This window comes from uncultured Bacteroides sp., from assembly GCF_905207245.1.
GTDB lineage: Bacteria > Bacteroidota > Bacteroidia > Bacteroidales > Bacteroidaceae > Bacteroides.
On record NZ_CAJLKP010000001.1, the window covers coordinates 34,701 to 58,269 of the forward strand.

Below are 23,569 nucleotides of genomic sequence, written 5' to 3' on the forward strand. Positions count from 1 at the left end.
TATCATTTTAAAACAGATGCTACAGATTCAAACATAGCCTTTAGGATTATATAACAAGAGGTAGCTCCCGCATCCAGCACTCCTAAGGAACGCTCGCCCAGCCTGGCAGCTCGCCCTATCCGAGCAATCATATCCCTTGTTGACTCTTTACCCGTTTCTGCAGCAACTGTAGCAACTTTCAATGCTTTCCTAAATTCTTTTGAAATATCCCACTCTCTTTTGAAAGCAACCGTAGCCGGTTCCATGGTATCTATCAATGTCTTATCCCCTATTTTAGCTCCGCCAATATCTTTAACACCTTCAAGAGCACTCTCTAACATTTGAGAGAAAGAGTCAGCATTTATTTCCGATACATCTTTGACAGCAAAAGCACACTTGCGAAAGAAAGTACCATAAATAGGTCCCATTGAACCACCGACTTCCAACAAAAGAGTATCTCCCAATATTTTCATTGCTGTTGTAAAGGACTGACTGGCTGATATACGTTCACCAGCCATAGTGAATCCCTTATTCATATTTATTCCATGATCACCATCACCTATTTGTCCATCAATATCGCTCAGGTATGCCTTGTTAAGTTGGATAGCAGTAATAATATCCATTACGATACCTGCATTATGATCATTATAAAAATATTCCATATCTTATTATTTATAATTGTTTAAACGAAACAGCATTTGTTTCAAAATCTATCAATTCCGCCATTTCTTTATCAAGTTTAAGAATAGTCAGCGTAACCCCCATCATATCGAGCGAAGTAAAATAATCACCCACATATGAGCGATGGATATGTATTTTATACTTCTCCAACAATTGGCGCACCTCATTAAAGAATATATATAATTCCATCACAGGCGTACTCCCCAAACCGGACACGAGAACCACTACTTCACTCTCTTCTTCTATCAGTATATCATCAAGAATCTTTTCCGTACAGACCTCGGCCATTTCTTTAGCAGTCACTAGTTCAGTGACCTTTATTCCCGGCTCTCCATGATGACCAATCCCTAACTCCATATAACCGGGTGCTATGGAAAAATTGGGCTTACCCACTGCTGGTATAGTACAAGGGGTTAACCCTATACCTATACTACGAGTATTATCAATTGTTCTTTGAGCTACCTGTACTATTTCATCAAGAGTACCTCCCAAGGCAGCTTTAGCACCTGCCGTTTTCCACATTAAGATCTCCCCAGCTACTCCTCTCCTTTTTTCTCTTTCACTTTTAGGAGCAGATGCTACATCATCATTAGCGACCACTGTTCTAACTACAATGCCTTCTTCTTCAGCAAGCATACGAGCCATTTTCACGTTCATATTATCACCGGAATAATTTCCATAAAGACAAGCCACCCCATGACCCGAATCAGCTTCTCTGATAGCATCAAGAAATGCTTTTGCCGTAGGAGACGAAAATATCTCACCAACCGCTACAGCATCTATCATATTTTTACCCAAATAGCCGATAAAAGCAGGCTTATGGCCAGAACCTCCACCTGTCACAATCCCAACTTTACCAGGAACAGGAGCCTGATTATATTTCAAAACACGAGGATTTTGAGTTCTGCTGACAATATCTTCATGCGCAGCGATAAAGCCCTCTAACATATCTTCTACCACATGATCAGTATTATTTATAATTCGTTGCATATATACTATTCTTTAAATAAATTGATAAATATTATTCGGGGAATACTACTTGTTCATGGAATTCATAATCTGCTAAAGTAGCCTGAGGCGTAAAGAAACAAACCACTTTCATATCCACCTTTCCCGTATTCCTAAGCATATGTATAGATTTTTTAGGAAATAAAACCGCAGTACCTTTACAGACATCATATACATCTCCATTAATGTATGTTTTCCCGCTTCCATCGACAATATAAATTACTTCCTCTTTTTCCGGATGTGAATGTGCCGGAGTTACTGTACAATCGGGTTTTATTACAACCACATTCATTGAAAAAGCTTCAGACACATTCTGTTTCGGTGTAAAAAGCCATTGAAGATCTCTTCCTGGAAGATGCTGTACTTCCACTTGATTTTCATATACTACATTTTTCATTAAATTGTTTATTAATCAGTTCTACGAATCAGTTTATATTTTTTATCCACACCAGTTCTAAAAGAAAAAATCACTCTGTAAGAGCCCCCTGTCTCAGACAATATAAGGCTGCTTCACCTTTAAGTTGATTGGCACTGAGTATATAATCCTCATCCAAATAGTGAAATATCTGAGTTTGGGTTGTCCCAGTGCCTTTTTCTATGCAATAACGTCTGAATTTGTTTCCCTCTCGTATCATACAAAACAAATCTAAAGAGGACACACCAGCCCTATTCCCGACAACCACAACAGGAATTCCTGACAATTTTCCGGAATTCAAGCCATGCCCAAAAGCTAAAGGAGCATCATAGATTCTTTCCCAACCGGTAGGTAAGAATTTATAAATATTCAAAGAATCACCATGAAAAGGCTCTATAGTCACCAACTCATTTTGTCCATCTCCATCCATATCTATAAAAGTAAATTCACTAACTTCTTTATCGAAGACTTGTGTAACTCTTACTTCATGACTCTCCGGACAAAGAGAAAATATTCCCTCGGTACCTGATACGCAAACAACCTCTTTTTCATGCAAAACGGTTTTCAGCATACCATGATTGCGAAAGATATTTCCCATTATCTTTTCTGCGTTCCACATTGGCTGAAAGGGACTCGTTAATATAGTAAGAAATACTTCTCCAGCCTCCGACCAGTCAGTCGGCTCACGCTTACATTTGCTTACAGTCGATATAAAAAGATAATTTATCTGATTTTTACGAAGAATCTCACACCGATGTGCAAAAGGTAAATGCAGCACTTTCTCTACATTCCAAATCCCCCCTGAACAGGTATGCCTATAAACTCCAGCATCTTGTCCCTGAAAGGGCGGAAAAAGCCCCATTACAGAAACAAGCATATCAGTCCTATCTGGAACGGGAATCAGACTCATCATCCCTCCAGGAGCTATTCCAGCCTCTATTTTATTCAATGAAGGATAAGTTATCAAATATGGATTCCCTGACTTTTCTGGTCCCATACCAATATAAAATTTACTACCTAAAGAAAAAGCATTGACCGTATAAATATCAGGCATATCAAACAATTTCGTTTTCCTAAACATGGCAATTCTTTGAATAATTATTCAGACTTCATATACTCACTCTCAATGGAATAGATACGCTGTATCTTTACCTCAGAACGCCCACCATGTTCATATCGCAGTTCCAGCCAATGGAAAACAATTTGTTTTACCACCTCTATCCCAAGCACTTGGGCTCCCAAAGCTAAAATGTTTGCATTATTGCTTAAAATAGAACGTTCTACCGAATAATTATCAGAACATACCACTGCATAGGCTCCAGGAACTTTATTAGCAGCTAAACACATCCCCAAACCTGTTCCACAGAGTAAAATTCCTCTTTCACATTCTTTAGAAGAAACGGCACGAGCTACCAATAAAGCAGTATTTGCATAAATAGGGTCCTCTCCTCCATAATCCACGACTTCATATCCTTGAGCAATTATACTCTCTTTTAGTATATTTTTCAACTCAAGAGCATTGGGATCACAACCGATTGCAACTTTCATATCATTATCCTTTTATAAAGTATCCAACATCTGTTTCACTCTTTCAAATCCAGTACGCCCACTATTATACACAGGCACTTTAGTATTGACAAGCATCGGTTCCAATGCACTCATAGATATCTGTGCAAGAACAATTGCATCTACTGTTTCAGACAAACAATCTATTTGAGTCAATAGCAAACGGTTATGTAAATCAATGTCTCCCCGTTTTATAGCTTCAAATGCTTCCGAGCAAAGTATAGTCGTAACTTCAATCTCTTTTCCACTTTCTGCCGCTGCCGTATAAAGTAACCTTTCTGAAGCGGGAACAGTAGTGGGGACAGTAGCCAATAATCCAATACGGCTTCCTTGTTTTACAGCCAGATCCATCATAGGACGATCTATCTGTAGTAACGGAACATTTATCATGGGACGTGCCAGTTCCACAGCCTGATTAAAAGTGGAACATGCCAGTAAAATCAAGTTGGCGCCAGCCTCTTCAAGAAAATGAGCGTATGTTGTGAACTTATAAAAGTTGCTTTTAGGAATCACACCTGGTTTAGAAGCAAAATTGGTATTCTGAATTGTATCATCCACCACATGCGCCACAGTTACATCAGGAATAATATCATCAATAAAGGGTTGGACCGATTTGCTTGAGATAAGGGCAGCATGAATAATTCCTATCATTTTTTTATTTGATTTTTCCATAATATATACTTTAAAATAAAGATTCTTTTTCACAATAAAGAAAATAAGTTCCCTGGCAGCCCTAAAAATAGGGCTGCCAACAAAACTTTTATCAAGAAATACTAAAACTTAGAAAAAAACTCCTTTACCAAGTCAATTTGATGAGTGACACACCTTGACGAGGCAACGAAAAATCCACATTAATTTTTCCACCAGTCACATCCTTCCAAACAGGTGAAGAATACATCTGCAACTGTCCGCTACGCTCCAATATTTTCAATTGTTCCGGTGACGGATTTTGAGGTTCTCCCATTGCTTTCCACACTTCATAAGAATTACTGAACTGATCATCAATCCGATAGTGTGTTACTAATACACGTCGTCCTGTTATGTTCTTTACATTAATACTTATATCAGAAGATGGAGCAGAAAGATCATCATCATGATAATTCCATACCATAACAGCAACACTATTATTATCGGTACTCGCAATACTATTAATATCAGCAGTCTTCCTTACACTATTCTTGCACATTTCATCTGCTGATAAAGGTGCGGAAGATTTAACGGAAACCAAATCACCCTTCATCATACCAAACATACGGAATACATTCAGTACAGGTTTATCTATACCATTGGTTGCCAAATCACGGAAACCCGCATACCATGCCTGATTTTCAAACTCGAATGACCATGAAACAGCACCAATAAAATTAACCCCATATTTCCTTGCCAGTTCATATTTGCGGGCAAAAGAAGCAGCCGTATAGCTGGAATACATGGTTCCGTTACGATACGCATTTTGCGGATGATGTTCAATAGAACAAGCTGCACAACCTTCCGGATCAGATTCTCCGATAATAATAGGCAGATGTTTCAATTCCGGAAATGAAGCCACAGCTTCAAATCCCTTGGAGATATTAAGCAGTTGACGTCCAATATTCATTTGAACACGATTATCCACTACACGAGGACCGCCTTTAGCATGAAAACCAACATAATCCAATGGGGAACCAATCTTTCCCGTTGCATAATTCTTACCACGTACACAATGTTCAAGAAAACGGCGTAAGAAAGCATTAGCACCTTCATTACTTGGATCTGTACTATGTGGTCCTCCTATACGTGCCCTCGGAAAAGCTTTTTTAAGACCATCAGCTGCATAGTCATAAAGTTTACAATACTCTTCGAAGGTTCCTTTCCAATAACCAATATTAGGCTCATTCCACACTTCCCAATACCAAGAAGCGACTTCGTTTTCACCATATCTTTCAACACAGTGCTTCACCCACTGGTACACAAGTTCGCGCCATTTATTATAATCTTTCGGTGGATATGCCCAACCTGTATAAATATCATTATAAGCATTAGCAGGACTCCAATTATGCTGATAAGGATCAGGCTTGACGGAAAGTGCTTTGGGCATAAATCCAATCTCTACCAAAGGCTTCATTCCACGAACAATAAAAGTATCAAAAATACTGTCCACAATGGTCCAATCATATATAGGACGCCCTTTCTTATCTTCGGTATAAGCATTGGTCGAACCCCATTTTAATGCCGGAGTTCCATCACCTGTAGTCAAAAGATTATGTACACGTACATTAACCGAAGTATAGCTCATCTCGGACAACTCGGTAAGAAGTTTTTTGCCATCCTTCATATAGGTATAATTGGGTTCATCATACCCGAACCATGCCCAAATAGGTTTCATTGGTTCTATCTTTTTCTGTACATCAACTTCGAAAGTGACAGTCTGTGCGGGCTGCATTTCTTGAGCTGTTAAACAGAGATTAACACACATAAAACAACAGAGAATAAAACTCTTAATTATAGAATGGAGATATTTCATATTCTTTTTAATTTTATTTAGTTAACGATTAATTTACTTTGAAGCCTGATATCATCACTGGCACTTCCCAAAAGAATCTCAAACTTTCCGGGCTCCACGAAAAAGTTTCCAATAGATTCATCATAAAAAGCAAGGGACTTAACCGGAAGCATCAGTCGGATTTCTTGTTCTTCATTGGGTTGAAGAGCTATTCTCTTAAAACCACGGAGTTCTTTAGTTGGGCGTACTACTTTCGCTTTCACATCTCTCACATAGAGTTGAACCACTTCTTCTCCTGCTCTATTTCCCATATTTTTTACTTTTAAGGCCACCGAAACCGTATCATTGACCGATACAACGGGAGAAGATATTTGTAAATCCGAATAATGGAATTTCGAATAACTTAACCCATACCCGAAAGCAAAAAGCGGTTTCTTCTTTAAATACATATAAGTGAATCCCTTAGAGATATCATATTCATCCGTAGAGGGAACCTGCTCATCAGATGCATACATCGTATAAGGAAGTTTTCCCCCAGGATTGTAATCTCCGAAAAGTACATCGGCAATGGCATTTCCTCCCTCATCTCCAGGCCACCAAGCTTGTAAAACAGCCGGTATATTTTTTTTAACTTCAGGAACTGCGAGAGGACCGGCACTCATAAGCACCACTACCACTTTCTTATTAACCTCGTAAACCGCCTTTATCAGTTCATTCTGGTTTCCGGGAAGAATCAAAGTTTTGCGATCACGTCCTTCAACTTCAATGTCCGCTGTGGTACCAACGAACAAAAAGACTATATCACTATTTCTTGCCATCTCAACCGCCTTTTTCATTTCAGCTTCTTTATCGAACCGAGGTGGAATGAGCCGACCTTTACGTACCCTTACCGGAGTTATCTGAGCTCCTTTGCAATAAAGCACTTCCACATTATTCCCTACAGCGTGTTTAATTCCTTGTAAGGGGGTTACCGGATTTTTCGGAACTCCACCATAATTACCCTGATTGAACAAATCAGCATACGGACCTATTACGGCAACACGTTTAATGATGCTTCTATCTATCGGCAATAACCTCTTTTCATTCTTAAGCAAAACAATGGACTTACGCGCAGCTTCCAAAGATAGGTTCCTATGTTCTTTACAACCGATAACATCGGGGGAAATACGACTATAGGGAACCGACTTAAAGTCATCAAATTCCCCCAATCGAAAACGTACCAGCAAAACCCGGCGAAGAGCGTCATTCAATCTTTCTTCTGTTAAATAACCCTTTCTGAGAGCATTAGGAATATATTTTTCATATTCAGCATCCGAGAAATCACACCCTGCCATGATACTACGTCCAACAGCCTCTTCATATGAAATTTGACGTTGATGATGCCCTTCAACCATTGTTTTCACTCCACCTAAATCAGATACTACAAATCCTTCATGTCCCCACTGATTCTTTAAAATATCAGTCAAAAGCAACTTATTTATATTATTAGGCACACCATTAATAGCATTATAGGATGCCATCACAGACTGTGCTTTGCCTTCTACAATACAATCTTTAAAATGGGGAAGCCAATATTCGTACAACATCCTTTCAGGAACCTGAGCACTGAGTTTCATCCGGTCTACCTCTACATTATTCACTGCATAATGTTTAAGGGTGGAAGCTAATTTAAGATAACAAGGATCATCACCTTGCAGTCCCTTTACGTACGCTACTCCCATCCTTCCCGTATGATAAGGATCTTCACCAAAGATTTCATTAATTCTGCCCCAATAAGGATTACGGCTGATATTAATGACAGGAGAGCGGTAAATCAATCCTTTATGTTCACCACGAAACTCCGGATCTTGTTTCCAACCATTATATATGGCACGGGCTTCATCAGAAATAGCAGTTGCTACACGATGAATAAGTTCAGTATCCCAAGTTGCTCCCAACGCAATACTTGTAGGAAAATTAGTAGTAGGTTCAGTCCATTTCACCCCATGTAAACATTGATTCCATTGATCTGCCCGGATAGAGAAGCCATCAACAACCACTGTCTTGCCACTATGATTAAGCAACTGAGCTTTCTGTTCCAGGGTGAGCCGACTCATCAAGTCGGCTACTCTGGCTTCCATACTCATTTCCTGATTTAGAAAAGCTGGTTTATTTTGAATACCTATTGATTGTGCCACAGCTCCCGTACTCAGGAATATGAGTACTAATAAGTTCATATATTTATATATGTTTATCATTCGTTTTCTATTTAATTAATTAATAACCGTCAAGCTGCTTCATATTAGGATTATTAGCAACTTCATTGGAAGGCAGTGGTTGCCGGTGAGAAACTCCGACTACAAAGTTTTTATAGTCCGGATCACGGGCTATCAAGGCTGCCAATCCTTCAGGAGTATTATAAAGTTCCCAACGCTTGATATCAAACCAACGTACACACTCACCATTAAGCTCCAGAACACGCTCTGTCTGTAAACGGGACAAGAATTTCTGTTTGTCACTTCCTATCTCAGGATAAGCCTCCTGCAAAGGACGCATCTGAGCACGTGCACGTACCCTATTAACATAAGTATAAGCATCTTCTGTATTTCCCAACTCATTCAGACACTCGGCATACATCAGCAAGACATCAGCATAACGAATTACCCGGAAATTCAATTGAGAATGCCTATCTTCCGTAGTACGGAAATCATCACGTGAATATTTACGATAATATACATCATTCCCCCATTTACCTTCATCCCAGGTTTTACCATAAAACTTTCCGGTTTCTTCATCTGGAAAATCTGTTGCTACGTCCTTATATAAAAGACTAACGCGTAAACGAGGATCAAGCTTGCCATCAATCGTACGTTCTTTCTTATACTCATCTACTAACCACGTACGAGCAAGGCCATCACGAAAACCGATGCCACTAAGTCCGAAAATAATAGAACGTTGATGCCCATTCGTCGCCCCTTTATCATCACTTTCTCCACCATTAAGGGCATCGCTGAACTGAATTTCAAAAACTGATTCTATGTTATTTTCTGTCAAGTGAGAAAAATTATGCTTATAATTATCTACTAATCCATAGTACTTCTTTCCCTCACCTTCAACCAGCCAATATAATTGCTCTTTCGCTTTTCCCCATAAATGTTGTTGCATATAGGCACGAGCTAATAAAGCCTTAGCCGCCCCCTTAGTTATCCTGCCTTTTTCTGCCCCTGTCCATTCCTCCGGTAAAAGATTACTTGCTTCCAACAAATCCTTCTCAACCTGCCCCCAAATCTCTGGTAATGTTACTTGTTGAGGTTGATCGCCCGGATTCTGCAATTCGGTCACCAAAGGCACTTCCTCCCACAACACAGCTAAATGGAAATAATTGTAAGCACGATGGAAATAAGCTTGTCCCAAATAAGCATCTTTCTTTTTAGCATCAGCTATTTCAATACCAGGAACATAAGTCAGTACTTGGTTCGCACGGAATATTCCCCGGTAAGCTTCTCTCCAAATCACGGTCTGATTATTATCATGATTATAATCAGAATATATAAATTTAGTCCATTCACCGGTTTGTACCATAGGACTCATACTATACCCTTCATCAGAAAGAAGGTCAAAACGCCAATGCAGATATCGATGCCAAGAACCTAACCGATAAAAAATGGCATAACAAGCATTCACTCCCAGTTGAGCATCTTTTTCAGTACGCCAAAATTCCTTAGTCGTGAGTTTGTTCGGATTAACGGTATCCAACAAATCAGGATTACATGCCTGATTAAGCAATGCACTTAATGTAAGGCCTAACAAACAGATTATTACATATATTTTTTTCATGGCATTAGATATTAAAATTGAAACTGAACTCCAAAGTTTATGGCAAAAGGATTCGGATAAGCTGCCACACCGCGATAACCTTTGTTCCAGATATTGTCTTTTCTGTATTCAGGATCTTGCATACTGAAACTGGAAATAGTAAGCAAGTTCTGACAAGTCACATATACCCGGCAAGTATTAAAATGAATTTTATGTAACAACTTCTCAGGGATAGTATAACCGATAGAAAGTGTTTTTAACTTCACCCAGCTACCATTTTCAAGCCAGTAATCACTGTCACGGCGATTTGTAATCTTCCCGGCAATAGGTCTCGGAATATCAGTCGGCCGTTCCGGTGTCCAGTAGTTGAAATTCTTCAAATAATTACTGTCTCCATTTCCGGCAGCATCAGCTCCAATCATGTATTGTTTAGTAGCATTAAATACATCCGAGCCAATATCCATAAACCAGTTCATCTTCAGATCAAAATTCTTCCATGCAAAGCCCATATTTATACCGGCTTGGAAAAGAGAGTGGGGCGATCCCAATACTTGGCGGTCGGCATCAGTAATCTTACCATCATCATTAAAATCAATATATTTGATATCGCCCGGTTTAGCATCCGGTTGTATCACCTTTCCCTCTGAATTTTTATAAGATTGTATTTCATCGTCATTCTGGAATATACCATCAGTCTTTATCAGATAGAATTCTCCGATAGGCCGTCCCACAGCTGTACGTCCTTGTCCTGAAATAATATCTACCCGACCATATCCTAAGCTGGTTACTTTATTTTTCACCGTAGAGAAATTAAGATTAGCATAATAAGAGAAATCCTTGCGTTTTTCGCGCCATCCAAGACTAAACTCAAATCCGCGGTTCTCTAATGATGCAGCATTTACCACCGGATTACCTGCACCATTACCTGTAGTCATTAAAATCGGCATGGCTGTAAGCACATCCTTAGTTTTGGATATGTAATAATCAGCCGAAAAAGTAAGCCGATTATTAAAGGCAGTCGCATCAAATCCAAAATCAAGTTGAGTCTGTGACTCCCATTTAAGATTCTCATTTACAAGATTCGTTTGGATAGCAGCATTCTGTTGCAACTGTTCCGTACCGAAAGTAGCAGCCAGGAATGTATTGATGACAGGGGCATAATCCCAGTAACCAATATTAAGGCTACCAAGTGTACCATAGCTTGCACGCACCTTTAAATCATCCACCCATTTCACCGGAGCAAAAAACTTCTCTTTACTGATTCTCCACGCAGCAGATACAGAAGGGAAATTACCCCAGCGGTTCTCTTTTTTAACTCTTGAAGAAGCATCACGCCTGAATGTAGCTGTCAATAGGTATTTATCATCATAGGTGTAATTCAAACGCCCTAAATATGAGAGTAGTACAGCAACATTACGGTATCCACCAGCTTGCGGCAAACTCGTACCTGCATCCATTACATCATAATACTTTCCACTGGAAGTCTGAAGAATATCCTGTATTTCACCGGAAATCTGATTATAAGTTTCCTTCTGGTAAGAATTACCTACCATTACATTTATGGCATGCTTTCCAAACTTCTCATCAAAGGTAAGTGTATTTTCAACCAAAGGTTTGTCAAACCGTCCCGAACTTTCACTGACATAAGAAGGCTGATAAGCCATATTCATACGCCAATCCCCTTCACGCCGGAGAGTTTTAGAATTATCAAAATTAAGTTCATAACCAACATTCAGTTTATATTTCAAACTCTTCAGAATTGCTATCTCTCCCCATATAGTACCTCTGATTCTGAAATTTTTATTAGTCCGGTCTACAAGATCATCCTGGGCTATCGGATTATTACCTATATTATTATTCGTCTTCGGATCACCATAGCCATAACCACCCGGATTCTCCTGATTATAAATAGGAACTACAGGGGCCATAGAAAGAGCATCCATAATAGTATTGGCAACGGTTGGATCAACCACATTATTGCTTAAAGTTAAGGCTTGTCCCATGCTAAAAATCCCCTTTTTAGCATTTGTATTGATTCGAACACTGAAGCGATCATATCCCGAACCATAAAGTACACCTTTATTGGTATAATATTCTCCGGATACATAATAATTGCCCGTATCATTACCTCCCGAAAGACTGACATTATATTGCTGAATATTTCCGGTACGAATAATAGCATCCCACCAGTCAGTGTCTACAGACAAATCATGTGACATTACAGGTAGTCCGGCATTCTGCCGAGCCACTGTATTAATCTTAGACCACTCGTCAGCACCTGCTAGCTCAAAGGGACGCGAATAATGCTGGATAGCATAAGAAGCAGAGAAATCCACCTTTACAGCTCCATTTGAGCCTTTTTTAGTAGTAATAATGATCACTCCATTAGCAGCACGCGAACCATAGATTGCAGCCGCTGAAGCATCCTTAAGTACTTGCATAGATTCAATATCATTGACATTCATATCACGAATATCATTAGTAGGCAAACCATCAATCACGTACAATGGAGTATTGTTGGTAAAATTACTAATACCACGAATTGTAGCAAATCCTGTATCTCCGGGGCGGGCATTCATACTAATCTCAATACCCGGTATCATACCATTCATCGATTCAAGTACAGAAGTGCTGGGGATTTCACCCATTGTTTTAGTATTAACTACGGAAATAGCCCCTGTAAGGTCTCTCTTTTTCACTGTTCCATATCCAATTACTACTACTTCATCAAGACTTTGATTATCCTCTTTTAGGGTGATAACAATATTTTGACGTTTCTGCACAGGAACATAGGCTGTAATATATCCGATATAGCGCACTTGGAGTGTGCTATTTCCATCTGCCTCAATGGTAAATCGTCCGTCTACATCAGTCACAGCACCTATTGTGGTTCCTTCCACAAAGACTGTTGCTCCGATTACAGAGTTACCATTTTCATCTTTCACAGTACCAGTCACTTGTTTCTGTTGCTGTTGCATGGAAAGAAAAGCTTTCTCTTTATTAAGAATTATCTTTTCATTAACTATTGTATAAGCAATATCCGTATTTCTGAAAAGCTTGTTAAGAACGTCAAAGAGAGAAAGTTGCTTTACTTCCAACGTTACTTTCCGGTTTACATCCACATTCTCATTGTCATAAATGAAAATAAAATCGGTTTGTTTTTCCACAACTTCCAATACATCTGCAATGGTTTCATTTTGCACACGAAAAGATACTTTCGTATTCTGTGCAAGTGTGTTTTCTGCGATAGCTCCTCCTATGAACAGAAATAAAAAGGCTACAGTTAATCTCATGGCAAGGGGGATTTTATGGATAAAAAAATATAAATTATTCCTTAATCCATTTAAGGTTACAACATTATTCATACTTTTGAAATGGATTTAAAAAGTTATTATTGGCTGCGTCAACAGCTGATAGCTTGGATACGGGAAGATGCGTCAACATCTTTCCGTGTTTTTGCATTCTCTGAGTTACTATTTCATAGGCAATTCTATTTTATGGATTAATACTACTTTTACTTATATACTTCGATAACACTTGTAGAAAGCGTATCATTTTCAATTTTATCAGGACGCTTGATTTTGAATTTAATACCTGAAGCTAGTTCAAGATAGCCCAATACTTGCTGCAAAGGTTCATTGGTGAACTTAGCAGTAATCTCCGATTGCATAATTTTTGGGTTCTTCACCGCAAAACGTACATTATAATAGCGGCTCAACACTTTGAGAACCTGATCCATGGGATGTTGGCAAAATATGATTTTTCCTTCTCTCCATACCTTATCGCTTTCTGTGTTAACGGTAGCAATACATAACCGATGTGTTTCACGGTTATATGTCGCCTTTTCATTAGGCTCAAGAAGTTTCTGGATGAGTCGCCCATCGACAAGATGAATATTTAGTTTGACTTTACCGGTAACAAGAGTCGTTTCAATCAAATGATCATCCTCGTAGGCAGTAATATTGAATTCTGTTCCCAAGACTTCAACAGAATAAAAATCATCGATACGTACTACAAACGGAGTATCTTCATCCCTTTTCACACTGAAATATCCTTGCCCTTCAAGATGCACCTCTCTTTTTTTCGAAGAAAACTCTGCCGGATATTTAAGCTTACCACCAGAATTTAACCATACTTTTGAACCATCAGGTAAATCAAAAGAAGATATCATTCCTGAATTTGTCTTCACTTCTACATAACGCTGAGTGTTATTGTAATCTTGCAATATAAGGTAGCCTGCAAGAATAAGAATAGGAATAAATAAAACGGCAGCAATGCGCTGTGTAACCATGAGAATTTGATGGAAAAGAAAAGAGTATCTCCGGCTACTTATTTTCTGTTTCAGGTTCAGTAAAGCAGACTCAGGAGAAGCAGCATTCATATTCTGCAAACGTTCAAATGCCTGCAATATAAAATATAATTGTTCCAATGTCTTTTTATTATCATCCGACTGACTTTCCCAAGCCTCAACGGTGACAGATTCTTCAGAGGTACATTCACCCTGAAGATAGCGTATTAATAAATCTTCATTTATATTCATCATTTACTTCATATTAGTTATAGACTACCCAAAGTCTCTATTAACTCCGAGCTTCTATAACTAATACAAAGCAGAATATAAATATACTAAAGTAAAAACTACTTTTTTTCTAAAAATTAGATTTCTACTATTTCCTCCTTGCACAGCGTCAACTTCTCTACCCCCTCTGCCGTCACTGCCCATGAGTTCTCAATACCCAACGGACCGACACCCGGTAATACAATCTTCGGTTCGAGAGCAAACACCATACCCGGCTCCAATTCCTGTTTCATGCGAGGGGCCAACACAGGAGCTTCATTGATTTCCAAGCCAATGCCATGACCGATGAACTTTGCTTTCTGCCCTGCTCCCATGAAATAATCTGCAAAACCAGCCTTGGTCACCAAATCGATAGCTGTATTATAAAGCTCCTCGCATACGGCGCCGGGCTTTGCTTTCTCAATGACGGCTTCCTGTATTTCCAGACAAGTCTGATGTGCTGCATACGCCTTTTCCGGTAATTTGCCGATAGAGAACACACGACTCATGTCTCCCATATAACCGTTGAAGTTTCCACCCATATCCACCATCAGGCTCTGCCCGGGTTGCAACAATGCGCCGTTTGCACCGATAGGCAGTGACGGGTCCAGTCCCTCGCCACCCAAAGCAAAGTCATAAGGTGCAGGTGCCGTAGCATTATCTCCTGCCAACAAACTGCCCATGAATATCTCCATACTCTGACCAAATGTGCGGAAAATTCCGAGACAACCTTCCAAACGCATCAAACGCTCTATCTCAATAGACAACTGACGGTCGGTCATTCCCGGCTGATAAACGGTAGGAATCTGTTCATATGCCTTTGTGTGAGCAATGCCTGAGCGACGGAACATTTCAAGCTCAATATTCGTCTTTACACTGCGTGCTTTACGAATAAGAGGTGTTCCATTCACCACAGTAGCCTCCGGGAAGCAAGCTGCCAAACGGGTATATTCCGTATAAGACAGTTCATCTCCTTCCAACATCAACTTTGTTGGTAACGGTAAGCCGCATTCTTTCAGCAACTCAGGTAATTGTTCAGGTTTACGGATAGGGTGTATATGCTCACCCTCAATATTATTAGGACGCTTAATGAACAAACGAGCCGGAGCATTCAACGGTAAATACAAATAACCACTGACAACACGTCCATACGTATAGATTAAATTTACATTGCAGGTAATAAGAGCGGCGTCAATCTCTTGTTGAGCCATGAGAACACGTATCTTATCGCGTCTCAACTTCAATTCCGGTTGTAACATCTCTTTGTTATTTATAATTTCGAGATGCAAAGGTAGACTAAAAAATGAAGAATAAAGAATGAAGAATGAAGAATTTGGTTGCACTATACAAGTACACCGCACGGAAATTCTTCATTCTTCATTAAAAAAGTACTGCCCTACACCTTCGCAGGCAGGGCAGCACAAACCACAAATACAAATACAACTAAACAAAGTTTTCCTTTAAATAATTCCCTGACCCATCATAGCGTGAGCCACCTTCATGAAGCCTGCAATGTTGGCACCCTTCACGTAGTTGATGTAACCGTCAGGTTCTGTCCCATATTTTACGCATTGCGCATGAATGCCGTGCATAATAGCGTGCAGTTTCTCGTCCACTTCGGCAGCACTCCAACTGAGGTGCATTGCGTTTTGCGACATTTCCAGACCGGAAGTGGCAACACCACCGGCATTGACCGCCTTACCCGGAGCATACATAATCTTATGTTCGATGAACAGGTCGATAGCTTCCGGCGTACAGCCCATGTTGGATATTTCACCTACACACATCACTTTATTCTCAATCAACTGGCGGGCATCGTCGCCGTTCAGTTCATTCTGCGTAGCGCAAGGCAACGCAATATCAGCTTTCACTTCCCAAGGACGCTTGCCGGCAACAAATGTAGAGCCGGGGAATTCGTCTGCATACGGAGCTACTATATCATTACCCGATGCACGGAGTTCAAGCATATATTCTATCTTTTCACCACTGATACCGTTCGGGTCATAGATGTAACCGTCCGGACCGGAGATAGTAACCACTTTAGCGCCCAGTTCGGTTGCTTTGGTAGCAGCACCCCAAGCCACATTCCCGAAACCGGAAATAGCAACGGTTTTACCTTTGATATCAATGCCTTTAGCTTGCAACATCTGATTCACGAAATACAATCCACCGAAACCAGTAGCCTCCGGACGAATCAGTGAACCGCCAAATTCCATACCTTTCCCGGTAAAGGTACCGGTAAATTCACGCGTCAGCTTCTTATACATACCGAACATATAGCCTACTTCACGACCGCCTACACCGATATCACCGGCAGGCACATCCATATCCGGACCAAGATGACGCCACAATTCAAGCATGAAAGCCTGGCAGAAGCGCATGATTTCAGCATCGCTCTTACCGCGCGGAGAGAAGTCGGAACCACCTTTACCACCACCCATAGGCAGAGTAGTCAGTGCATTCTTGAAAGTCTGTTCGAAACCCAAGAATTTCAAAATGGAAAGGTTTACGGACGCATGGAAACGAATACCGCCTTTGTACGGGCCAATGGCGTTGTTAAATTGCACACGGTAACCGAGGTTAGTTTGCACTTCACCTTTATCGTCTACCCACGTAACACGGAACGTGAAGATGCGATCCGGTTCAACCAAGCGTTCTATAATTTTAGCTTTCTCGAACTCTGGATGCTGATTATAGATATCTTCGATGGAAAGAAGTACTTCCTTTACGGCTTGAAGATATTCAGACTCGCCGGGATGCTTTGCCTCTAAAGAGGACATAATTCGTTCGATATTCATAATATTACGTTTTAAAAGGTTTATCCTTTCGTGATTTCAAGGTCATTCGAACAAAGTGTCAACGAATAACACTGCAAATATAGGGAAACTTTTGAATTTACCTACATTTTTCGGCGACATTTTGATTAAATAATGATAAAACGTCAGGTGAATTAAAAATTGAGAATTGAAAATTAAAAAATAATAGACTGCGTTGTCCTGCTTCAAAGTCTATTATTTTTTAATTTTCAATTCTCAATTTTCAATTCACTCCCATTCCCAAGTTATACATAATGAAGCCATAAATGTCTGCCTGTTCTTCCAGAACTTTAGCCATAGGCTTGCCTGCACCGTGTCCGGCTTTGCTGTCGATACGAATAAGGGTAGGATTCGTTCCGTCGTTACACTCTTGCAGGGTAGCTGCAAATTTGAATGAGTGGGCAGGAACTACGCGGTCGTCATGGTCGGCTGTAGTAACCATGGTTGCAGGATACTTGGTACCCGGTTTCAGGTTGTGTAGTGGAGAATAGCCTTTCAGGTACTCAAACATTTCCTTGCTGTCCTCACTCGTACCGTAATCGCTTGCCCAGTTCCAGCCAATGGTGAACTTATGATAACGAAGCATATCCATCACACCCACCTGCGGAATAGCCACACGGAAAAGGTCGGGACGCTGCGTCATGCAGGCACCCACCAGCAAACCGCCATTGGAACCACCCACAATAGCAATCTTATCTTTATTAGTATAATTATTATTAATAAGGTATTCGGCAGCCGAAATGAAGTCGTCAAACACATTCTGTTTCTGCATCTTCGTGCCGGCTACATGCCAGTCTTCACCATACTCGCCACCACCGCGCAAGTTAGCCTGCGCATAAATACCACCATTTTCCAGGAACGGAATACGCGAAGTGGAGAAGCTTGGATAGAGGCTGATGTTGAAACCACCGTAAGCGTACAGATACACCGGATTCTTACCGTCTTTCTTCAAATCTTTCTTATAAGTCAGGAACATAGGTATTTTCGTACCGTCCTTGCTGGGATAGAACACCTGTTCGGTGACGTATTCATCGGGATTGAACGCTACTTTAGGAGCACGGAAAAGTTCGTATGTATTCTTATCCATGTCATACTTATAAGTAGCTCCGGGAGTAGTGAACGACGTAAAGCCAAAGAAACATTCCTTATCATCCTTGTCACCGCTGAAACCGACAGTGCCGAGTGACGGCAACTGAATTTCCTGTATTTCCTTCCCATCCAGGTCATATACATAGGCATGGTTGGCAACATCCTTATCATATGTCAGGAAAAGTTTTCCGCCGATTATCTGGGCACCGGAAAGTACATTTTCCGTTTCAGGAATCAGTTCTGTCCAATCTTTCAAGGCAGGCTTATTGATGTCCGCCACCATCAGGCGGTATTTGGGTGCATCGTAATTGGTGAACATATACATCTTATCCCCGATTATTTCAAGCGGATAATAGTTATAGTCCATATCCGTAGCCATTGCCACAAACGGCGCATTCGGTTTGCGTAAATCCTTCATGTGCAGAGCATTTCCGCGTCCGTCTCCCGATTCATACAGGAACATAACTGTTTCATCTTCATTCACGCTGGCACTATAAAAGCGTTTCGGGTGAGCCGGGTTCTGATAAATCAACTTATCTTCCGACTGTGGCGTACCCATCTTATGATAGTAAATCTTATGTTTCTCATTGACATTGGAGAACTCTTTTCCTTTCACCGGAGCATCATAGGCGCTATAATAAAATCCGTCTCCCTGCCAGGAAGCACCCGAGAACTTGGCCCACTGAATATGGTCGTCCAGCAGCTTGCCGGTTGCCGTGTCCAGTACGTAGATTTCCGTCCAGTCCGAACCGCTACGCGAGATAGTATATGCTGTATATTTACCATCATTTGAGAAAGAAATACCGGTCAGGGCCACGGTACCGTCATCCGATAGTTTGTTGGGGTCAAGGAATACACGAGGTTCGCCATCCAGATTATCCTGCACATAGAGCACGCTCTGATTCTGCAAGCCGTCGTTCTTATAGAAATAATACTTACCATGTTTTTTGAATGGCGTACCAATCTTTTCATAATTAGCCACATCCGTCAACCGTTTCAGCAAAGCATCACGGAAGGGAATTTTAGACAAGTAATCGTTTGTTACCTTGTTCTGGGCTTCCACCCATGCGGCAGTTGCAGCAGAAGTATCATTTTCCAACCACCGATACGGGTCGGGAACTTCTGTTCCAAAATAAACATCTACAGTATCCACCTTCGCGGTTTCAGGATACGTAATCTTCTGTTGTTGTTGAGCACATGACATCATGATGACACCGGTTGCGAATAAAATTACTTTTTTCATATTATACATAAATAGGAGATGATTGTTCATTCTTTTTTGAGAATTGTCGTGAAAACGTCTCACCAAATTCAGGCGTTAAAAATACAAAAACAACCAATAGGAAACAAGGGTTTATCCTATAATTATATTTTAAATTGCATTTAATGCAGAGGGAAAGGAAAACCAGTAGCCAAGAAGAAGGGCAGAGTGAATAAAGATGATATTCAGAAAGTATCGGGAAAGATTATGTATATAGCAAATTCGGTATAAACTCGGTATATACTCGGTACAAATTCGGTTAAATGGTATATTTAACGGGAGTGAACCGAATCTGCTAAGAGAAAATATCCAATATATACGGAAGAGAAAAGAACGTAGACAAAGGAAGAGGGAATTAAGAAGAAGAGAAGGATACCTTAGTTTAAATATTATCATAAGACGTCGAGATTCTATCATTTTCCTTCATTTTGATGATATTTAAAGGTTTTATGGCGGTTATCAAACCTTCTTTTGCTAAATAATAGCTAACCTTGCATTGGAAACAAAAGGTTAACATAATCATGAGAAAAAAAACATTCATATTACTCTTGTTGTTCATCGGCAATTCTTCTCTATTCAGCCAAAATCTTCTGACGGGGGATACCCAACTGGAAAAGCAAGTTTATGAAACAGGATTGATTCATGCTCCGCTACCCTTGAACACCACCCGGTCTTTCGAAGAAAAAGCCCTGAAAAAAGAAATCCTGTCCAGCCAACTGCTTACGGTATCCGGCGGAACGGATGGATGGCGCCACTCCGGACAAGGGGAAATGTCTTTTTCTAAAGAGAAGTCCGTATCGGGTAAGGGAAGCATCCGTCTGTCCTTTCCTACATCTACAGGAGAAAGGGCTACCGGTTCCCCCTCCGACCCCGATTATGCAACCTATGGAAACAGCCGCGTCACCTATCACGTCAATGGAAAAAACTGGGAAGGATACAATAGGATTTTCTTTTCCATCTATCCCGACTGTGACGGAGCCCGCGTGGTCAATATGAACCTGACATTTACAAACGACAGTTCCACCCCCAAAGCAGGATATAACCCTCCCAGCGGTTCGCATCTCATCAATCTCGTGAACAAGACGTGGAACCATTGTTTCCTCGAGATAGATGAGTATCAACGGGATAAAGTCATGGCAATCAGCTTTGATACGGCCCTGAAAGGGAAAGACCGGACTACAGGTGATTCTGCCGTTTATTATATCGATAACCTCCAACTGCAACAAATCAAGAACCCTGAGCAGGTAAGCGGATGGAGTCCGGCAAAGCATACAATTGCTTATTCCACCACAGGATATGAAACAGGTGACCGGAAAACAGCCATCGTCAACACCGGATTGTGTGGTCAATGGAAACATTTCCAACTGATTAATGCTGCTAACGACCAGGTTGCCTACGAAGGTTCACTGGAGCGGCAGCAAACAACTATCGGAGAATTCGGAGTTATCGACTTTACCGCTTTCAATCAGCCGGGAGATTATCAACTGAAAGTAGGCGACATCATGACGTCCCCGTTCCGGATAGGTGAAAACGTATGGGATAACTCCCTTTGGAGAGTGCTGAACTTCCTGTTTTGCCAACGCTGCGGCCACCCCGTTCCCGGCAAACACGCCGCCTGTCACACGGATTTATTTTCCCGGCATGACGGAAAAAGTATCTCTTACTCGGGCGGATGGCACGATGCAGGCGACTTATCGCAACAGACATTACAAACCGGAGATGTGACTTTCTCCTTATTGGAAGCCTACAACCGCCTCAAAGAAATCAATGCACCACTGGCAGCACGCCTACTGGAAGAGGCTGAATGGGGAGTCGAGTTTATCTTGAAGAACCGTTACGGGGATGGTTACCGTGCCAGCAGCATGGGATTACTTATCTGGCAAGATGGTGTTCTAAATACATTGGATGATATTCATTCGGTACGTGTTCAGAACATGGCATTCGACAACTTCCTCTATGCAGGCTACGAGGCTTATGCCGCTATGACCATAGACCGGGACCCGATGCTGCAAGAGCATCTGCGGAAGGTGGCGGAAGAGGACTTCTCATTCGCTATGGAGAAGTTCAAAAAAGATGGTTTCGACCTGTTCAAACAGATGTACGAACATAGCTACAACACCTCTCACAGCCAGTATATGGCAACCATATCCTGGTCCGCCAGCATGCTCTATAAACTGACGGGGAAATCCTGCTATGCGGAAACTGCTGCGGAAGCCATCCGGTATGTACTCGATTGCCAGCGCACCGAACCGTTGAAAGACAAAGGCAGGACCTGCGGATTCTTCTATCGGGATAAATCACGGAAATCTATCGTACACTATATCCATCAGTCGCGCGAGCAGGTTTACATGCAAGCCATGACCTTACTCTGCGAAACGCAGAAAGAGCATCCCGATTATCAGAAGTGGGCGAACTCCATACAACTGTACGGCAACTACCTGAAAGGTCTGATGAAATACACCCAACCTTACGGAATGGTTCCGAGCGGGGTATATCATGCGGAAGAATATAAAGATTCCGCCAGCTTCTACTCTCTCCATCTTTTCCCGCCTGCCAATGCTAAAGAACTATATACGGAACAGGTGATGCGTGGAGTCAGGCTCGATAAAGAACACTATCTGAAACGTTTCCCCGTATGGTTCAGCATTTTCAACGGTAACACAGCCATCCATCTTTCCACCGGAAAATCCGCCGCCATCTGCGGAAACTTCCTCAAAGACGAAGAGTTGCTGACTATCGGGCGGGAACAACTTTACTGGACCGTCGGCAAGAATCCTTTCGGGCAATCGCTGATATACGGTGAAGGGTACAATTATCCTCAGATGAACACTTTTTCTTCCGGCGAGATGACCGGCGAGATGCCTGTCGGTATCCGTACACTGGGCAATGATGACATCCCCTACTGGCCGCAGACCAACAATGCCTGTTACAAGGAAGTGTGGGTGACCTCCGCCGGAAAATGGTTATCGCTTATCGCTGAATATTAAGAAAGAAATTATTAATCATATAAAATATACATGCTATGAGAACAATCAAATTCTATCTTACTCTATTGTTTGCTGTCTGCACATTTCTGGTAAATGCGCAAACTCCTCAAGGCTATCCGGCCAATTATGCCAATGCACCGCGTTTCAAAGCACTGGTTTATTATACGCAACATGCGGAAGAAGCACACTATCAATTCTCCCTGCAGGCAGTAGAGTTCTTCAAGAAACTGAACTATGGTGACGGCTTTGTACTGGACTTCACCATGGATCTCTCCACATACACCTACGAAAAGCTGAAAGACTACAGCGTAGTGGTAATGCTCGACGGTTATCCCAATACAAAAGCCGAACGTGACGCTTTTGAAAAATATATGGAAAACGGAGGAGGCTGGGTAGGCTTCCACGTTGCCGCCTATAATGACAAGAACACAAATTGGCCTTGGTTTGTAGATTTTCTTGGTGGCGGGGTTTTCTATTGTAATAACTGGCCCCCTCAACCTGTATTGGTTGAAGTTGACAATGAGAATCACCCCGTCACCAAGAATTTACCCGCTTCCTTTGTGGCTCCGTCCAGCGAATGGTATCAGTGGAATCCCAGCCCGAGAGCCAACAAAGACGTAGAAGTTCTGCTCACTCTCTCTCCCAAGAACTATCCGTTAGGAATCAAAGACGTGGTCAATTTTGGCGACTTCCCTCTTGTATGGACCAATACCAAGTACAGAATGATATACCTGAACATGGGACATGGCGATGAAGAATTCATTGACGCTACACAAAATCTCTTATTTGTAAATGCTTTCCGTTGGGTGGTTAGTACTGATAAGAAAGGAGATCCGTTTAAGAAATAAAAGTCAGCAAATACCCTATACTGAATGAAAAACTCAACATTGCAACGTGTAGCGGCCGTGGGTGTGTTTATTAAACTGATTATA

16 protein-coding genes are annotated in these 23,569 nt (G+C 41.2%); 2 read left to right on the forward strand and 14 right to left on the reverse strand.

Annotated features, from left to right (window positions below; genetic code table 11):
• Positions 1-2: 2 nt before the first annotated feature.
• From dhaL to QZ135_RS00200, 14 genes are all read right to left on the reverse strand, one after another.
• Complete coding sequence (dhaL, locus tag QZ135_RS00135) at positions 3-641, reverse strand: dihydroxyacetone kinase subunit DhaL (protein ID WP_294604634.1); 639 nt, start codon at positions 639-641, stop codon at positions 3-5.
• A 10-nt stretch (positions 642-651) separates the two neighbouring features.
• Entirely contained in the window at positions 652-1,650 is a 999-nt protein-coding gene (locus tag QZ135_RS00140; RefSeq protein WP_294604636.1) for a dihydroxyacetone kinase subunit DhaK, read from the reverse strand.
• A gap of 31 nt (positions 1,651-1,681) precedes the next feature.
• Complete coding sequence (locus tag QZ135_RS00145; protein ID WP_294604638.1) at positions 1,682-2,065, reverse strand: cupin domain-containing protein; 384 nt, start codon at positions 2,063-2,065, stop codon at positions 1,682-1,684.
• A 70-nt stretch (positions 2,066-2,135) separates the two neighbouring features.
• On the reverse strand, positions 2,136-3,137 hold the full coding sequence (locus QZ135_RS00150) for a hypothetical protein (RefSeq protein WP_294604641.1): 1,002 nt from the start codon (positions 3,135-3,137) through the stop codon (positions 2,136-2,138).
• A gap of 44 nt (positions 3,138-3,181) precedes the next feature.
• On the reverse strand, positions 3,182-3,631 hold the full coding sequence (locus QZ135_RS00155) for an RpiB/LacA/LacB family sugar-phosphate isomerase (protein ID WP_294604644.1): 450 nt from the start codon (positions 3,629-3,631) through the stop codon (positions 3,182-3,184).
• Positions 3,632-3,643: 12 nt separating this feature from the next.
• Positions 3,644-4,321: an aspartate/glutamate racemase family protein gene (locus QZ135_RS00160; RefSeq protein ID WP_294604647.1), complete on the reverse strand. Its 678-nt coding sequence runs from the start codon at positions 4,319-4,321 to the stop codon at positions 3,644-3,646.
• Positions 4,322-4,445: 124 nt separating this feature from the next.
• Complete coding sequence (locus QZ135_RS00165) at positions 4,446-6,152, reverse strand: beta-xylosidase (protein ID WP_294604649.1); 1,707 nt, start codon at positions 6,150-6,152, stop codon at positions 4,446-4,448.
• Between the two features lie 17 nt (positions 6,153-6,169).
• Complete coding sequence (locus tag QZ135_RS00170) at positions 6,170-8,347, reverse strand: glycoside hydrolase family 3 C-terminal domain-containing protein (RefSeq protein ID WP_294604652.1); 2,178 nt, start codon at positions 8,345-8,347, stop codon at positions 6,170-6,172.
• 40 nt (positions 8,348-8,387) lie between these two features.
• Positions 8,388-9,947 carry a RagB/SusD family nutrient uptake outer membrane protein gene (locus QZ135_RS00175; RefSeq protein ID WP_294604655.1) on the reverse strand — a complete coding sequence of 520 codons (1,560 nt, stop codon included), beginning with the start codon at positions 9,945-9,947 and terminating at the stop codon, positions 8,388-8,390.
• An 11-nt stretch (positions 9,948-9,958) separates the two neighbouring features.
• Entirely contained in the window at positions 9,959-13,219 is a 3,261-nt protein-coding gene (locus QZ135_RS00180) for a TonB-dependent receptor (RefSeq protein WP_294604658.1), read from the reverse strand.
• Between the two features lie 221 nt (positions 13,220-13,440).
• A complete protein-coding gene (locus tag QZ135_RS00185) occupies positions 13,441-14,469 on the reverse strand; it encodes a FecR family protein (protein ID WP_294604661.1) in 1,029 nt (342 codons plus the stop codon).
• 113 nt (positions 14,470-14,582) lie between these two features.
• Entirely contained in the window at positions 14,583-15,743 is a 1,161-nt protein-coding gene (locus tag QZ135_RS00190; protein WP_294604663.1) for a Xaa-Pro peptidase family protein, read from the reverse strand.
• 201 nt (positions 15,744-15,944) lie between these two features.
• Positions 15,945-17,282, reverse strand: coding sequence for an NADP-specific glutamate dehydrogenase (gdhA, locus tag QZ135_RS00195; RefSeq protein ID WP_294604664.1), 1,338 nt, complete (start codon positions 17,280-17,282; stop codon positions 15,945-15,947).
• A 241-nt stretch (positions 17,283-17,523) separates the two neighbouring features.
• Positions 17,524-19,632 carry a prolyl oligopeptidase family serine peptidase gene (locus QZ135_RS00200; RefSeq protein ID WP_294604667.1) on the reverse strand — a complete coding sequence of 703 codons (2,109 nt, stop codon included), beginning with the start codon at positions 19,630-19,632 and terminating at the stop codon, positions 17,524-17,526.
• 539 nt (positions 19,633-20,171) lie between these two features.
• Here QZ135_RS00200 and QZ135_RS00205 point away from each other — a divergent pair.
• Together QZ135_RS00205 and QZ135_RS00210 are read left to right on the forward strand one after the other, a co-directional pair.
• Positions 20,172-22,637 (forward strand): glycoside hydrolase family 9 protein, encoded by a 2,466-nt coding sequence (locus QZ135_RS00205; RefSeq protein WP_294604671.1) that lies wholly within the window; start codon positions 20,172-20,174, stop codon positions 22,635-22,637.
• A gap of 35 nt (positions 22,638-22,672) precedes the next feature.
• The gene (locus tag QZ135_RS00210) at positions 22,673-23,485 is read left to right on the forward strand and encodes a ThuA domain-containing protein (protein ID WP_294604673.1); all 813 of its coding nucleotides are present in this window, start codon (positions 22,673-22,675) and stop codon (positions 23,483-23,485) included.
• Positions 23,486-23,569: the final 84 nt, after the last annotated feature.

Excerpts from the sequence above, each read along its gene's own strand:
- QZ135_RS00170 (WP_294604652.1), bottom strand. The coding sequence starts at position 8,347 with ATGAACTTATTAGTACTCATATTCCTGAGTACGGGAGCTGTGGCACAA.
- QZ135_RS00205 (WP_294604671.1), top strand. The coding sequence starts at position 20,172 with ATGAGAAAAAAAACATTCATATTACTCTTGTTGTTCATCGGCAATTCT.
- QZ135_RS00175 (WP_294604655.1), bottom strand. The coding sequence starts at position 9,947 with ATGAAAAAAATATATGTAATAATCTGTTTGTTAGGCCTTACATTAAGT.
- QZ135_RS00210 (WP_294604673.1), top strand. The coding sequence starts at position 22,673 with ATGAGAACAATCAAATTCTATCTTACTCTATTGTTTGCTGTCTGCACA.
- QZ135_RS00165 (WP_294604649.1), bottom strand. The coding sequence starts at position 6,152 with ATGAAATATCTCCATTCTATAATTAAGAGTTTTATTCTCTGTTGTTTT.
- QZ135_RS00145 (WP_294604638.1), bottom strand. The coding sequence starts at position 2,065 with ATGAAAAATGTAGTATATGAAAATCAAGTGGAAGTACAGCATCTTCCA.
- QZ135_RS00150 (WP_294604641.1), bottom strand. The coding sequence starts at position 3,137 with ATGCCTGATATTTATACGGTCAATGCTTTTTCTTTAGGTAGTAAATTT.
- QZ135_RS00155 (WP_294604644.1), bottom strand. The coding sequence starts at position 3,631 with ATGAAAGTTGCAATCGGTTGTGATCCCAATGCTCTTGAGTTGAAAAAT.
- QZ135_RS00140 (WP_294604636.1), bottom strand. The coding sequence starts at position 1,650 with ATGCAACGAATTATAAATAATACTGATCATGTGGTAGAAGATATGTTA.
- dhaL (WP_294604634.1), bottom strand. The coding sequence starts at position 641 with ATGGAATATTTTTATAATGATCATAATGCAGGTATCGTAATGGATATT.
- QZ135_RS00185 (WP_294604661.1), bottom strand. The coding sequence starts at position 14,469 with ATGATGAATATAAATGAAGATTTATTAATACGCTATCTTCAGGGTGAA.
- QZ135_RS00200 (WP_294604667.1), bottom strand. The coding sequence starts at position 19,632 with ATGAAAAAAGTAATTTTATTCGCAACCGGTGTCATCATGATGTCATGT.
- gdhA (WP_294604664.1), bottom strand. The coding sequence starts at position 17,282 with ATGAATATCGAACGAATTATGTCCTCTTTAGAGGCAAAGCATCCCGGC.
- QZ135_RS00180 (WP_294604658.1), bottom strand. The coding sequence starts at position 13,219 with ATGAGATTAACTGTAGCCTTTTTATTTCTGTTCATAGGAGGAGCTATC.
- QZ135_RS00190 (WP_294604663.1), bottom strand. The coding sequence starts at position 15,743 with ATGTTACAACCGGAATTGAAGTTGAGACGCGATAAGATACGTGTTCTC.
- QZ135_RS00160 (WP_294604647.1), bottom strand. The coding sequence starts at position 4,321 with ATGGAAAAATCAAATAAAAAAATGATAGGAATTATTCATGCTGCCCTT.